At 64.4% G+C, this 14542-nt stretch carries 13 protein-coding genes; 11 read left to right on the top strand and 2 right to left on the bottom strand.

Annotation, left to right across the window (positions count from 1 at the left end; all coding sequences use genetic code 11):
- Window positions 1-19: 19 nt before the first annotated feature.
- The 4 genes from AC1DX6_RS30200 to AC1DX6_RS30185 all read left to right on the top strand — a co-directional run bounded on the left by AC1DX6_RS30200 (window position 20) and on the right by AC1DX6_RS30185 (window position 5501).
- On the top strand, window positions 20-697 hold the full coding sequence (locus AC1DX6_RS30200; RefSeq protein ID WP_477320191.1) for an isochorismatase family protein: 678 nt from the start codon (window positions 20-22) through the stop codon (window positions 695-697).
- A gap of 36 nt (window positions 698-733) precedes the next feature.
- A complete protein-coding gene (locus AC1DX6_RS30195; RefSeq protein ID WP_477320189.1) occupies window positions 734-1687 on the top strand; it encodes an alpha/beta hydrolase in 954 nt (317 codons plus the stop codon).
- 359 nt (window positions 1688-2046) lie between these two features.
- Window positions 2047-3687: an ABC transporter substrate-binding protein gene (locus AC1DX6_RS30190; RefSeq protein WP_477320187.1), complete on the top strand. Its 1641-nt coding sequence runs from the start codon at window positions 2047-2049 to the stop codon at window positions 3685-3687.
- A gap of 128 nt (window positions 3688-3815) precedes the next feature.
- Complete coding sequence (locus AC1DX6_RS30185; protein WP_477320185.1) at window positions 3816-5501, top strand: hypothetical protein; 1686 nt, start codon at window positions 3816-3818, stop codon at window positions 5499-5501.
- Window positions 5502-5607: 106 nt separating this feature from the next.
- Here the strand turns inward: AC1DX6_RS30185 and AC1DX6_RS30180 are convergent, their stop codons facing one another.
- A complete protein-coding gene (locus AC1DX6_RS30180; protein WP_477320183.1) occupies window positions 5608-6465 on the bottom strand; it encodes a hypothetical protein in 858 nt (285 codons plus the stop codon).
- Window positions 6466-6593: 128 nt separating this feature from the next.
- On the opposite strand from AC1DX6_RS30180, the gene AC1DX6_RS30175 reads away from it, so the two are divergent.
- Genes AC1DX6_RS30175 through AC1DX6_RS30150 form a run of 6 tightly spaced genes read left to right on the top strand, consistent with a single transcriptional unit; the run spans window position 6594 to window position 12547 of the window.
- Window positions 6594-7226 (top strand): DUF4129 domain-containing protein, encoded by a 633-nt coding sequence (locus tag AC1DX6_RS30175; protein WP_477320181.1) that lies wholly within the window; start codon window positions 6594-6596, stop codon window positions 7224-7226.
- Entirely contained in the window at window positions 7223-8428 is a 1206-nt protein-coding gene (locus AC1DX6_RS30170) for a DUF4350 domain-containing protein (RefSeq protein ID WP_477320179.1), read from the top strand. Before AC1DX6_RS30175 ends, AC1DX6_RS30170 begins: the two co-directional genes overlap by 4 nt.
- On the top strand, window positions 8415-9371 hold the full coding sequence (locus AC1DX6_RS30165) for an AAA family ATPase (protein ID WP_477320177.1): 957 nt from the start codon (window positions 8415-8417) through the stop codon (window positions 9369-9371). The genes AC1DX6_RS30170 and AC1DX6_RS30165 overlap by 14 nt, the downstream gene beginning before the upstream one ends.
- Entirely contained in the window at window positions 9368-10678 is a 1311-nt protein-coding gene (locus tag AC1DX6_RS30160) for a DUF58 domain-containing protein (protein WP_477320175.1), read from the top strand. Before AC1DX6_RS30165 ends, AC1DX6_RS30160 begins: the two co-directional genes overlap by 4 nt.
- Window positions 10675-11694 carry a stage II sporulation protein M gene (locus AC1DX6_RS30155; protein WP_477320173.1) on the top strand — a complete coding sequence of 340 codons (1020 nt, stop codon included), beginning with the start codon at window positions 10675-10677 and terminating at the stop codon, window positions 11692-11694. Before AC1DX6_RS30160 ends, AC1DX6_RS30155 begins: the two co-directional genes overlap by 4 nt.
- On the top strand, window positions 11681-12547 hold the full coding sequence (locus tag AC1DX6_RS30150) for an RDD family protein (protein ID WP_477320171.1): 867 nt from the start codon (window positions 11681-11683) through the stop codon (window positions 12545-12547). Before AC1DX6_RS30155 ends, AC1DX6_RS30150 begins: the two co-directional genes overlap by 14 nt.
- A 19-nt stretch (window positions 12548-12566) precedes the next feature.
- Here the strand turns inward: AC1DX6_RS30150 and AC1DX6_RS30145 are convergent, their stop codons facing one another.
- Window positions 12567-13253 (bottom strand): D-lyxose/D-mannose family sugar isomerase, encoded by a 687-nt coding sequence (locus tag AC1DX6_RS30145; protein WP_477320237.1) that lies wholly within the window; start codon window positions 13251-13253, stop codon window positions 12567-12569.
- A gap of 139 nt (window positions 13254-13392) precedes the next feature.
- Between AC1DX6_RS30145 and AC1DX6_RS30140 the strand changes: the two genes are divergently transcribed.
- Complete coding sequence (locus AC1DX6_RS30140) at window positions 13393-14451, top strand: D-TA family PLP-dependent enzyme (RefSeq protein WP_477320169.1); 1059 nt, start codon at window positions 13393-13395, stop codon at window positions 14449-14451.
- Window positions 14452-14542 lie beyond the last annotated feature (91 nt).

Here is a 14542-nt window from a genome sequence, read left to right as displayed (position 1 = left end):
TGGATGACGAAGGCGCAGTATGAAAAACCCCATCTCGATCAAGCGTGGCACGGTGGCGGCGGTGTTCATCGATCTCCAGGAGGAGCATCGGCAGGACAAGCGCTATCTGGTCGAAGGTTTTGACGACATCCTCGCCAACGTCCAGCGCCTGCAGGCGGCGGCGCGGCGCAACTTCGTGCCACTCTATCACTGGGCCTATATCGTCGATACCGCCAAGGCGCGGCCGTTCCATCCGCTCGATGCCGACGGCAAGTCAGCCTTTTCCGACAAGAGCGATCCCCTGACGGAAATCTGCCACGAGGTGGCGCCCGCCAATGGCGAGGCGCTGCTGATCAAGGCGGAGGCCAGCGCCTTCCGTTCGGGACCGGCGGCGCGCGACCTCAAATCCGTGGGGATAGAGTGGCTGGTCGTCGCCGGCGTATGGACCGAGGCCTGCATCGACGCCACCGTCAGGGATGCGGTGGCATCGGGCTTTCGTGTGCTTTTGGTCAAGGACGCCTGCGGCAGTGCCAGTGCCGCCATGCACCAGACCGCCATCCTCAACCTCGCCAACCGGCTCTATGGCGGCGCCGTCACCAATACGCTTGATGCCTGCAGGTTGATGGCAGGCGACACGGTCACCACGTGGCAGGTCGAGGGCTCGGTGCCTTTGCGCTTCACCTATGAGAACGCGGCGCGGCTCTACGACGAGCTCTGACGCCGGAAGCGGATTGCGATGGGCACGATCCACCAGATGACGAAGCGCGGGAAGTATACCCGGCGGCTCGACCCGGCTTTGTGGGCCTATATCGATCGGGTCAACGACTGGTACCCACCCGAGATTGCCGAACTGCCTATCGACAGGCAACGCGATGTCTATGACGCGATGTGCCGGGCCTTCCACCAGGGCACTCCGCCAGGAGTATCCGTCAGTGACGGCCTGATCGTCGCCGGCGATCACAGCATTCCAGTCCGGCACTACCAGCCTGCCGGCAAGGCGCCGCGTGCGATGGTGGTCTGCTACCGCGGCGGCGGCTTCGTGCTGGGCGGGCTCGATAGCCATGATGACATCTGCGCCGAAATCTCAGCCGGCACCGGCTTTGCCGTGCATTCCGCCGACTACCGGCTGGCGCCCGAGCATCTGCATCCCGCCGCCTTTGACGATGCACTGGCCGTGTTCGAATGGGCCGCGGCAACGAGCGATCTGCCGATCGTGCTTTGTGGCGAGAGCGCCGGGGGCAATCTCGCCGCCGCGGTCGCTCATGCCACGCGCGGGCACGCCCGCCGCCCCGTGGCCGGTCAGGTGCTGATCTACCCCGTCCTTGGCGGCGACGAGAACACCGGCTCCTACATCGAGCACAGCGAGGCGCCGCTGCTGACCACATGCGACATCGCATTCTACCGCACCATCCGCTCAGGCCCGGCCCAGTCGCCGGATGATCCGACATTCTCGCCACTGCGCGACAGCGATTTCTCCGGCCTGCCGCCGACGGTCATCATCACCGCTGAGTGCGATCCGCTGTCCTCGGATGGCGAGGCCTATCGCGACCGGATTGTTACCGCTGGCGGCAAGGCATGGTGGCATGAGGAACCGCGACTGGTGCACAGCTTTCTGCGCGCCCGCACGACCGTGCCGCGTGCCGCCGAGGCCTTTGTGCGCATCATCGCGGCGGTTGCGGCGCTGGGTAAAGGCGAGTGGCCTTATTGAGAGCCAACGGCGGAGCGCCAATCTCCCCCCTCGTGGGGGAGATGGCCGGCAGGCCAGAGGGGGGCGCGAAGGATCGGCAGCCTTCGATCCTCTGACTATCCGAAATCCTTTGAGGGCTCAGTTGAACTTGGCTGAGAGGTCGGCGGGACAGCGCCCCCCTCTGTCCTGCCGGACATCTCCCCCACATGGGGGGAGATCGGCTGTCATCCTCACTGCGGAACAACGCACAAGAACTGCGGAAACGCGAACACTCCCCCGCATCACCCCGCCCTATCATCCTCAAGGCAATGGCGTCCCGGCGAAACGCATCCGCCCCCGCATCGGCGTTGCGGCGAGGCGCCCAACAAGAGGGAACGACGATGAAGTTCATGCTGACCGACCGAAAATTGCACCCGCAGGCCAAGCCCGTCGCCGACGATTTCAGGAAGGGCTCCCTGAACCGGCGCGGGTATCTCGCCACGATGGCCGCCTTCGGCGTCAGCGCTGCCGGCGCGCTGGCGCTGGGTGGACTCAGCGCCTCCCGGGCCAAAGCCGAGGAACCCAAGCGCGGCGGCACCTTGCGCGTCGCCATGAACGTCAAGGGATTCAAGGATCCGCGCACCTTCGACGGTGTCGAAATGTCCAACGTCGCGCGCCATTGCAACGAGTATCTGGTGCGCTGGAACACCGACTTCACTTTTGAACCCTGGCTGCTCGAAAGCTGGGAGGCGAGCGACGACGCCAAGACGCTGACGCTGCATGTGCGCAAGGGCATTTCCTGGTCGAACGGCGACGCCTTCAACGCCGACGACGTCATCCACAATCTCACCCGCTGGTGCGATGCCTCGGTAGCAGGCAATTCGGTCGCCGCGCGCATGGGCGCGCTGGTGAATGCCGAAACCAAGAAACTGGTCGATGGCGGCATCGAGAGGGTCGACGACTTCACCGTCAAACTCAATTTGCCGAAGCCCGATATTTCGCTGATCGCCGGCATGGCCGACTATCCAGCGCTGATCATGCACCGCTCCTATGAGGGCGACGGCGATCCGATGAAGGCGCTGGCGATCACCACCGGCCCTTGCGAGCTGGTGAAGTGGGATGCCGAGACCGGCGCCGAGGTGAAGCGCAAGGACAAGCCATGGTGGAAGGGCGAGTTCCATCTCGACGGCATCAAATGGGTCGATTACGGCTCCGATCCCAACGCCATGCTGTCAGCCTTCGAATCCGGCGAGATCGACACCGATCATGAAACCGCCTCCGACGCCGTCTCGCAGACCGAGCAGATGGGCCTGCAAAATTCCGAGATCGCCACCGGCTCAACCATCGTGGCGCGCTTCAATGTCGGCAATGCGCCCTATGACGACGTCAAGGTACGCCGCGCCGCCCAGCTTGCCGTCGACAATTCCGCCGTGCTGGCGCTCGGTCTCGGCGGTCGCGGCAAGCCCGCCGACAACCACCATGTCGGCCCGATGCACCCCGAATATGCCGATATCGGCCCGGCCAAGCGTGACATGGATGCAGCGAAAAAACTGCTCGCCGAGGCCGGCAAGGCCGACCACGAATTCGACCTCATCTCCGTCGATGTCGAATGGCAGAAGAGCACCGGCGACGCCATCGCCGCGCAGATGCGCGAGGCCGGGCTGAAGATCAAACGCACCGTGCTGCCGGCTGCCACCTTCTGGAACGACTGGAGCAAATATCCCTTCTCCACCACCGAATGGCTGGGACGCCCGCTCGGCGTCCAGGTGCTGGCGCTTGCCTACAAATCGGGCGCTGCTTGGAACGAGAGCGCCTACGCAAACAAGGAGTTCGATGAACTTCTCGACAAGGCACTGGCGATGCCGGACGCCAAGGCGCGCAAGGAGATCATGGCCAAGATCGAGCAGAATCTGCGCGATAGCGGCATCATCATCCAGCCCTACTGGCGCTCGGTCTACCGGACCTATCGCAAAGGCGTGCATGGCTGCGAACAGCACCAGTCACTCGAGCAGCACTTTGAGAAGGTCTGGCTGGACGCCTGATCCTCCCGGGATGGCGACCTGGCCGGCGCTGCAACTCTCAAGCAGCGCCGGCCGAATGCCATTTGCCATGTGGGTGAATTTTGGCACAGATTGCGCCTGACCGACCTTCGGCTCAGAGCGAATCAGGCATGGATCACTTCGACCTCGGCACCTATCGCCGCCCCATCTCCACCGCCTCGGCCGAGACCCAGCGCTGGTTCGATATCGGGCTGAACTGGTGCTACGGCTTCAACCACGAGGAAGGCATCAAATGCTTTGAGAAGGCGCTGGAGACCGACCCCGATTGCGCCTTCGTGCATTGGGGCATCGCCTATGCCGCCGGCCCGTTCTACAATCTGACCTGGAAGGAACACGGCGAAGCGGAAGCCAATGCGGCGACCAAACGCTGTTTCGAACATATCCAGCTAGCACGCGCCAACGCGGCAACGGCCAGCGCGGTGGAGAAGCGGTTGATCGAGGCGCTGGCCTCGCGCTTCCAGAAACCGCACGCGGTAACGCCACCGGAATTCGAGCAATGGGACAATGCCTATGCCGCCGAGATGCGGCGCGTCTACCAAAGCTTTCCCGACGACCACGATGTGATGGCGCTGTTTGTCGAGGCGCTGATGATGCGCACCGTGCGGCGTCTGTGGGATCTCAAGGCCGGCAAGCCGGCGCCGAATTCCGATGTCGTCGAGGCGCTTGAGGTTTGCGAGCGCTCAATCCGGCTCGCCGACGAGGCCGGCGTGGCGCAGCATCCGGCGATCGTGCACCTGCACATCCATCTGCTGGAAATGTCGACCATGCCGGAACGCGGCATGCGCTCGGCGGATCTGCTCGGTGAAATGTGCCCCGATGCCGGGCACATGAACCATATGCCGGGCCACATCTATGTGCTGTGCGGCGACTATGAGAAGGCGAAGCTGGCCAGCGAAAAGGCGGTGCGCGCCAACGACCTCTATCTCGCCTATGCGGATGAGCCGACCTACTATTTGCTCGGCTGCTGCCACGACCTGCATCTGATGATGTTCACCTGCATGTTCCTTGGCCAATACCAGCCGGCACTATGGGCCGCCGACAAGGTGCGCGGCCTAGTCACCGGCGATGTCGTCAGCATCCCCGACCGGCCGAAGCTGACGCAGACCGTGGAGGGCTATCACGCCATGCGCGCGCATGTGCAGGTGCGGTTCGGCCGCTGGCAGGAAATCATCAACGAGCCAATGGTGGCGGAGCCGGAACTCTATGTGCTGACGGCTGCCATGCAGCACTACGCCAAGGGCGTCGCGCATGCGACGCTACGAAACTTCCCTGAAGCTGAACAGGAGCGCGAGCGGTTCCATCAGCACCTGTCGCGCATCCCGCCGGAACGGCGTTTCCTCAGCAATCCAACGCGGGCCTCGCTCGCCGTCGGCGCTGCTCTGCTCGATGGCGAGCTTGCCTATCATCAGGGACGGCACGATGAGGCCTACCGCCATCTGCGACAGGCAGTCGAGCTCGACGACAATCTGTCCTACACCGAGCCGTGGGCCTGGATGCACCCACCGCGCCATGCGCTGGCTGCACTGCTTCTCGACCAGGGCCACACTGAGGAGGCCGAGCAGGTCTACCGCGACGATCTCGGCCTGAGCGGCAAGGTGCAGCGTTGCGCCCAGCATCCGAACAATGTGTGGGGGCTGCACGGGCTGGTGGAGTGCTTGAAGCGGCGCGGCGAGAGCGTGGAGCTCCCGGGGTTGCAGGCCAGGCTGACCGCCGCGCTGGCCAAGGCGGATATGGCTATCACCTCATCGTGCCTGTGCCGGACGAGCGTGCAGGCAGGGCACAGCTGCTGTCATTGAAGCCGTGCGCAGCCCGCCCTGTGCCGGGGATGCCTGGTGCCATGGCTACGCCCGGCCGGGACCGGCCTGATGTCTCAGGCCGGTCTTACACGCCGCGGCGTCTTTCCTACGAGAAGACTTCCGCCAGCTCTTCGACACTGGTGCCTTCCTTGACCTGACGCAGTTCGACGTAGGTGACGGCGATCGCCACGGAAATCACTGCCGAAACGATTGTCGACAGCAAGCTGCTTCCGATGGCGGCGGCAATGAGTCCGGTGGTGCTGATACCGCCGCTTACTATTGCAGCCTGAAACAGCAAGGTGAAAACCACTTGTAGCCCTATCGCAACAATGCCGAGGACCAGAAACAGCGCGAATATCCGCCAGCGGCTTCCCTTCGTTAGTGCTCTGCTTCGCGAAATCGAGGCGAAGACGCCAGGCCTTTCCTGAACGGCGACGGGCACGGCCACCGATATGCTGATCAACCACATGGCTATGGGGATGAGCGACAGAAGTGCAATCACGCCGCCGACAATGGGGATAGCCATGGTGATGATCGTTAAAATCATCGCCACCAGAAAAATTGCCACGATGATCACAAGGCCAATTCCGAGCGTGGAGAGGAAGCTGCGCAGGGCTATTTGAATGCAATCGCCAATCGATGGGCGCTTGCCGTTCAAATCTTCTATTGTCGCTCGCACAAGCGCCGCCTGCGCCAGAAAGGCCAACATCAGAAGCACCAGGCCGGCAATCATCGAAACGGCACCGTAGCCTGCCATCGCCGATTGCTCGAACCCCTCGCCGGGTACTACCATCCTGGCAATCCGTCCAAAGCTCCAGATGTTGTACAGCAGCGCAGGCAGCGTCGAAAAAAGGCCGACGATGGCGGCAAGTGGGACGAAGCTACGCCCGATAACCGAAAACGTATTGCTGAAAGCGCTGCCGATGCGGAATTTTTCCGGTCGGACTTCGGCAATCGACGCCATGCTATATTCCCCCCTGCTTATGGAACAAAATCCCAAACTGTCGGATATTGATACTTGCGGTTGGAGGTGCTTGCAATTGTCTTGGCGTATTGCCAGTGTCGACCGCAGGTTGCATGGGGGGCGAAGAGGTGACAGCTGCACAGCCGGACGCTGCGCAAGCCGAATGGCTGGCCAAGCTGCACAAGCAGTTGCTGTCGGACGATTCGATCCAGTTCGGCCTGCCCGCCTATGTCCCGCCCAAGACACCCGACTGGCTGAAACCGCTGGTCGAGTTCCTGGGCAAGCTTGGCCCCTACATGATCTACCTGTTCTGGGGCGCGGTGATCATAGCAGCCGCCATCGTCCTGCTGCTGATTATCCTTGAAGTAAAGGGCGTCGCCTGGCGCCTGCCCTGGGGCCGCAAAAAGAGTGTGGCCGAGGCGGAAGCAACCTGGCGTCCGGACACCGTTGCGGCGCAGATCCTGTTGTCGGAAGCCGATGAGCTGGCGGCGCAGGGCAATTACGAAGAGGCGGTGCATCTTCTGCTGCGCCGCAGTGTCGCCGACATTGCCGGCCGCCTGCCCGACTTCCTGCGCCCGTCGCTGACCGCGCGCGACATCGCCAATGCTGCTTCGCTCCCGGCGCGGGCGCGCAGTGCCTTCACCCAGATCGCGCGCATCGTCGAGGCGGCGCTGTTCGCGCGCCGGCCGGTCGGCCCGGAAGGCTGGCAGGAAGCGCGCGGCGCCTATGAGCGATTCGTCTTCAGGGATGCCTGGGTGTGAGCGCTGCGACAGACGACATCGCCCAACAGGAACCGTTCAGCCGAAGGACGCTGTTCTGGGGCATCCTTGCCAGCCTGCTCGCCGCGGCAGGGTTTTTCCTGTTGTCCACCTATGCCCCCGACTTCCGCCAGCCGAATGTCGGTGGCGCGACGCCGCTGTCGAAGAGCGGCATCGGCTATGCGGGCCTCGCGGAATGGCTGAAGCTGACCGGCGAAGCGCCCGATATGGCGCGTTCCGACAGCGATCTCGGCACCGAGATGCTCCTCATCGTCACCATTTCGCCCGACAGCGACCCCGATGCGCTTGCCAACATCATCAAACTCCGCAAGGGCCTCGATACGCTGTTCGTGCTGCCCAAATGGGCAACCATGCCGCTGGCCGGCCACGAAGGCTGGGAGATGAAGATCCTGCGGCTGCCCAATGTCATGGTGGACGACTGGCTCGGCCGCATCGCCAAGGCGAAAGTCGGCGAAGGTGGAACCGCTGCCTCGCAGCTCAACATTGCGGGACAGACGGTCAGCGTTCCCGATCAACTGCAATGGGTGGCCGACAAACATCCCCTCATTGCAGCCGGCGACGGCAAGGCCGTGCTGACCGAAGTCGAGGATGAGCGATTCTATGTTCTGACCGACCCCGACCTGATCAACAATGCCGGGCTCAAGTATCCTGATAAGGCGGCGGCGGCGCTCAAGCTGATCGAATTCCTGCAGCCCGAAGAAGGTCCGGTGATGTTTGACCTGACGCTGCATGGCATGGGACGGAAATACGATCTGGCCAAGCTTCTGGTCGAGCCGCCATTCCTGGCGCTGACGCTGACGATCCTGGCGGCGGCGGCACTTGCGTTCCTGCATGGCCTTGGCCGGTTCGGACCGCCGCGGGCCGATCAGCGCGCCATCGCCTTCGGCAAGCGGGCACTGGTCGACACCACGGCGACGCTGCTGCGCCGTGCCGGCCGGCTGGAGGAACTGGGGGATCGCTATGGCGCGCTGGCGCGGGTGCGCGCCGGCGCGCTGCTCGGCGCACCGCACGGTTTGCAGGGCGAAGCGCTCGACCGCTGGCTCGATTCCCGCGATAAGGGCGAACCCGGCGGATTCACGACCCGCCTGCAGGCCGCCGACGCGGCAAAGACCCTGACACAAATGCATGAGGCAGCCGAACAGCTGCACGACTGGACGGCAAGGAGGCTCGGTGAACGTCGATGATGTAAAGGCCCTGGCGACACAGATCAGGGAAGAGGTGGCCAAGGCCATCACCGGGCAACACGATACGGTCGATCTGATGCTGACGGCCTTGTTCGCCGGCGGGCATATATTGCTCGAGGGACCACCGGGCACGGCCAAGACGATGACGGCGCGCTGCTTCGCCCAGGCGCTGGGCGTCGCCTATGGCCGCATCCAGTTCACGCCCGATCTGATGCCTGGCGATATCGTCGGCTCCAACATCTACAATTTCCAGACCGGGCAATTCACGCTGACGCGCGGCCCGATCTTCTGCGATCTGTTGCTCGCCGATGAAATCAACCGCACGCCGCCCAAGACCCAGGCCGCTCTGTTGGAGGCGATGCAGGAGCATGCCGTCACCTTTGACGGCACCACCCATTCGCTCGGCCAGAATTTTATGGTGGTGGCGACGCAGAACCCGATCGAACACCAGGGCGTCTATCCCCTGCCCGAGGCCCAGCTCGACCGCTTCCTGTTCAAGCACCGGGTGAGCTACCCCGGCCCCGAAGAGGAAAAGGCGATCATCATCCACCATGGCGGCGGCACCGCCTCGCACGATATCAAGCAATACGGCATCACCGCCCAAACCGACCGCAAGACGCTGGAAAAGGCGCTGGCGACGGTCGGCGAGGTCACGCTTGTCGACGATGTCGTCGACTATATCGCAAGGCTGGTGCGGGCGACGCGCGCCAGCCCCGATCTGGAGGTTGGCGCCAGCCCACGTGCCGGCGCCATGCTGGCGAGGGCCGCACGTGCCCGGGCAGCGCTCGACGGGCGCGCCTATGTCATCCCCGACGACGTTAAGGCGCTTGCGGTGCCGGCGTTGCGCCATCGGGTGATCCTGTCGCCGGCGGCGCAGATCGACGGCCGCCTGGTCGAGCAGATCGTCACCGACCTTGTCGACCAGACGGAAGCGCCACGTTGATCTATCCGAGCGGCCGGGCAATCTGGGCAGGTGCGGCAGGTGCAATACCGGCCTTCCTGATCGCGCTTGCACTGCCGTCGCTGTGGTATCTCGGTCTGCTGTGGATCTGCGCGCTGCTCGCCTTCCTGGCGGTGGACGCGGCCGCGGGGCGCGGGCGCTCGTCGCTGGAGGCCAGCATCCATGCCCCGCCGCAGGTCAGCGTCGGCGGCCAGTTCACCGTCCATGTCACCGCCAGGCTTGGCGGACGCCCGCGCGCGGTGCAGGCGCGTCTCGGCCATGATGAGCGGCTGGCGCCGCTCGGCGGCACCGGCGGCGCGTTGACAGCTGAGGCCGGCAGCGCCTCGCTCGACCTCAAATTTCAGGCGCTGCGGCGCGGCATGGCCAGGTTCGACCGCTTGTGGGTGCGCTGGCGCGGGCCGTTCGGGCTGGTCTGGAACCAGGTCGTGCTGCCGATGGACAGCAAGGTGGCGGTGCTGCCCGACGTCAGCAGCGCCCGTGATGAGGCGATCACGCTTTTGCAGCGCCAGGCGCTGCCCGACGGCCATGCGCAACGCCGCGCCGGCCAGGGCCGCGAATTCGAGGCGCTGAAGGACTACCAGCCCGGCATGGGCCGGCGCATGATCGACTGGAAGCGCACCGCCCGCCACGGCAGGCTTCTGGCGCGCGAGTTCCGCATCGAAGAGAACAACAACATCGTGCTGGCCATCGATAGCGGCCGGTTGATGTGCGAGCCCGTCGACGGCGTGCCGAAGGTCGACCGCGCCGTCACCGCCGCCTTGCTATCGGCGTTCATTGCGCTGAAGGGCGGCGACATGGTCAGCCTGTTCGGCTTCGATGCGCGCCCTCGCGTTTCCAGCGGCGCGGTACGCGGCTCGGCTAGCTTCGCCATGATCCAGAAGCGGGCGGCGGAGATCGACTATTCCACCGAAGAGACCAACTTCACCCTGGCGCTGACGACGCTGGCAGCGCGGCTCGACCGGCGCTCACTGGTGATCATCTTCACCGACTTCGTCGATCCGATCAGCGCCGAGCTGATGCTGCGCACCGTGGGGCGGCTTACCGAGCGGCATCTGGTGCTGTTCATGATGATGAAGGACGTCGAGCTGGAAACGCTGGCCGACATGCCGCCGGACACTCCGGAGGACGTGGCGCGCTCGGTCGTCGCCGGCGGATTGCTGCGCGAAAGGCAGGTCGTCATCGGGCGGCTGCGGCTGCTCGGCGCCCATGTCATCGAGGCCGACCACCAGAGACTCGGGCCGGCGCTGGTCGAGCGCTATCTCGAGCTCAAGCGGGAGGATCTGTTGTGAACGCGCTGGTCGGCAAGGATGCCGTGCGCCAATCGCTGGCGAGCTTCCGTTCGGAGCGCGAGGCCGACTGGAAAGCATTCGAGGCGCTGCTCGCCCGGGTCGAGAAACGCGCGCCGCGCACGCTGTCGGAAGACGAGCTTTTGTCGCTGCCCCTGCTCTACCGCTCGGCGCTGTCGTCGCTTTCGGTGGCGCGGGCGACCTCGCTCGACAACGCGCTGGTCAGCTATCTCGAGGCACTTTGCCTGCGCGGCTATTTTTACCTCTATGGCGCACGTCGGAGCCTCAGGCAGCGCATCGGCGATTTCTTCCTGCATGACTGGCCGCATGCCATTCGCGATTTGTGGCGCGAAACCGTGCTGTCGGTCGTCCTGACCTTTGTCGGCTTCGCCGCCGGCTACTGGCTGGTGACGAAAGACAAGGGCTGGTTCGATGCCATCATTCCGCCGAGTCTCGCCGGCGGGCGCAACCCGGACGCCTCAGTCGAAGTGCTGCGGCAGGTGCTCTACGATGGCGCCGACAGCAACTTCCTGTCGGGCTTCGCCGCCTATCTGTTCACGCACAATGTCCAGGTGGCGATCCTAGCCTTCGCGCTCGGCTTTGCCTTCGCGGTGCCGAGCGTGCTGTTGATCCTGATGAATGGCTGCCTGCTCGGCGCGATGTTCCAGATCTATGTCGCCAAGGGGCTCGGGCTGGAGCTCGGCGGATGGCTGTCTATCCACGGCACCACCGAGATGTTCGCGATCGCGCTGGCGGGCGCTGCCGGCATGCGCATCGGCACGCGCATCGCCTTCCCCGGCGAACTGACCCGGATGTCGGCTGCGGCCGATGCCGGGCGCGTGGCCGCCACCACCATGGTCGGGGTGACGATCATGCTTTTGTTTGCCGGGCTGCTCGAAGGCATCGGCAGGCAGGTGATCACCAGCGACGGTACACGCTACGCCATTGGCGGCGGCATGCTGACGCTATGGTTTTGCTATTTCTATTTGTTCAGGGTGGTGCGGCATGGCGACAGCTAGGCGCGCTGCCGTCTCGACGATACGGCCGCTGATCACGCCCGAAGGCGTCGATCTCAGGATCAAGCTCGCTGATGCCGGCACACGCGGCGCCGCCTTCCTGCTCGACTTTGTGATCATCATCATCACCGCAATCGTGATCTCGATCGTCGCGCTGTTCGGGCTGGCCGGCCTCAACGGCGAAGGCGCTCAACCGCTGTTCATCGTCTGGATCATCCTGATCTTCTTCCTGCGCAACGCTTATTTCATCGCCTTCGAAGCCGGCCGGCGCGCGGCCACGCCCGGCAAACGGATGGTCGGCATCCGGGTGGCGTCACGCAGCGGCGCCGGCCTGTCGATCGATCAGGTCATCGCCCGCAATCTGATGCGCGAGATCGAGATCTTCCTGCCGCTGTCGATCATCCTCGGCCGCAGCGAGATGGGGCTGGCCGACACGCTGTCGACGATCTTCGGACTGGTCTGGGCGCTGCTGTTTGCGCTGTTCCCGCTCTTCAACCGCGACCGCATGCGCATTGGCGACCTTTTGGCTGGAACCTGGGTGGTCGAGGCGCCGAAGGTGGCGCTGGTCGAGGACCTGTCGGCAAGAAAGGATCCCGGCGCCGGAACCTTCCGCTTCAGCCAGGCTCAGCTCGACGCCTATGGCATAGCCGAACTGCACAAGCTGGAGGAGGTGCTGCGCCGCGACGATTATTTCGCGCTGAAGACGGTGGCCGAGACGATCGGACGCAAGATCGGAGCCGCTCCGCAAGCGCATGATGCCCGTGCGTTCCTGACGGCATATTACGTAGAGCTACGCGCGCATCTCGAACGAAAGCTGCTGCTCGGCAACCGCAAGGCCGACAAGCACCAGCGCTAAGTGGTCTTTTGGGCGCGCCCTACCCCACCCATTTCTCATAGTCCGACACCAGCAGGTGCAGCGGCGCGACATCCTCGTCGATGTTGGAGAAGCGGCCGATCGGTTCGCGAAACACGTTGTCGGTGAGATCGTCATTGACGGTCGAGACCTCGCCGATCAGCACGTCCTTGCCTTCGGCCCAGAAGGCATGCCAGACGCCGGGCATCAAGGTGACGCTCTGGCCCGGATCGAGCTTCAAAAGCCCGCCCGCCGGCAGTCTGTGGATGGTGCCGTCGACAGGCACCGACACCTCGGCCTTCGGATCGATACCGCCGTCGCGATCGTGCATGAACAGTTCGAGCACCAGCTTGCCGCCGCCGCGGTTGATGATGTCCTCGGCCTTGATGTTGTGGCGGTGCATCGGCGACAGCTGGTCCTTGCGCGAGATCATGATCTTTTCGGCATAGAGCATGCCCATGCCCTTTTTCATGTCGGCGTAGACGCCGTTGCGCACAGTGAACAGGAACAGGCCGAGCTCGTCGAACTTCTCCTGGCCGTAGTCGGTGATGTCCCAGCCGAGCCGCGAGCTGAAGACGGCCGCGGAGTCCACCTTGCGCGCCTTCATCTCTTCCGGGCTCCAGTAGGCGAAGGGCGGCATGATGTAGCCGAACGAGCGGATGAAGGCGTCGGCGTCGCGGATGATGTCGTTGATGGTGGAGCGCTTCATGATCATGATCCCTTCTTCAGGCGGTGCCTGTAGCGCATAACCGAACACCGATCCGGTGTCGACGTAAACTGCATGCTGGCCCCATGACATCGGCTGCGATCGAGGCCATAAGTCTGGGCAAATTCCCAGGGTGACATTCATGCTCAGCATAGACGACCTCGATACGCCGGCGATCCTGATCGATGCCGGCCGCGCCGAAGCCAACATTGCGCGGGCGCAGGCCCATGCCGACCGCCATGGGCTGAAACTCAGGCCGCACATCAAGACCCACAAGCTGCCTTACTGGGCCAGGAAGCAGGTCGCCGCCGGCGCCGTTGGCATCACCTGCCAGAAGATCGGCGAGGCCGAAGTGATGGCCGATGCCGGGCTTGCCGATATTTTTCTGCCCTACAACATCCTCGGGCGAGCCAAGCTGGAGCGCTTGCTGGCGCTGCATGGTCGTGTGACGCTTTCGGTGACCGCCGACAGCAGGGAGACGCTGGAGGGGCTGGCCGCCACCTTCACTGATGCCGGCCACAAGCTGCCGGTGCTGGTGGAATGCGACACCGGCATGGGCCGCTGCGGCGTCCAGTCGGCCAGCGAGGCTGTTGCGCTGGCGAGAGAGATCGACAAGGCCAAGGGGCTTAGCTTCGGCGGGCTGATGACCTACCCGGCAGCGGGCCGCGCCGCGGAGGCCGAGGCCTGGCTTGCTCAGGCCAAGCAGGCGCTGGCCGCGTCGGGCCTCACCTGTGAACGCATCTCCAGCGGCGGCACACCGGATATGTGGCGCTCCGGCGACGACAGCGTCGTCACCGAATACCGCCCCGGCACCTACATCTATCTCGACCGCTACCAGGTCGCCAAAGGCGTCGGCAGCCTTGACGATTGCGCGCTGACGGTGCTGTCGACGGTGGTCAGCCACCCGACGCCGACGCGCGCCATCCTCGATGCCGGCAGCAAGGCGCTGTCCAGCGACACGCTGGGTCTTGCCGATTTCGGCGAATTGCTTGGCGTTGCGGGGGCACGGGTGACCGGGCTCAGCGAGGAGCACGGCAACGTCACGCTTTCGGGCGACGCCAGGCTGCGCATCGGCGAGCGCGTGCGCGTCGTGCCCGACCATTGCTGCGTGGTGACCAATCTGTTCGACCAGGTGCATCTGATTGCGGGCGAACAGGTGCTGGAAACGCTGCCGGTGGCGGCGCGGGGACGCACGGGGTGAACCAAGCTGGAGCGCATGCGCTTCAGGGAAAATTCTTTGAACGCTGGCGGGACAGCGCCCCCCTCTGGCCTGCCGGCCATCTCCCCCTCAA

The sequence above is a fragment of the Mesorhizobium sp. P2_C4 genome (genome assembly GCF_056404575.1).
Note: the sequence above shows the minus strand (reverse complement) of the source record. Positions and strands in the feature narration are given on the sequence as shown.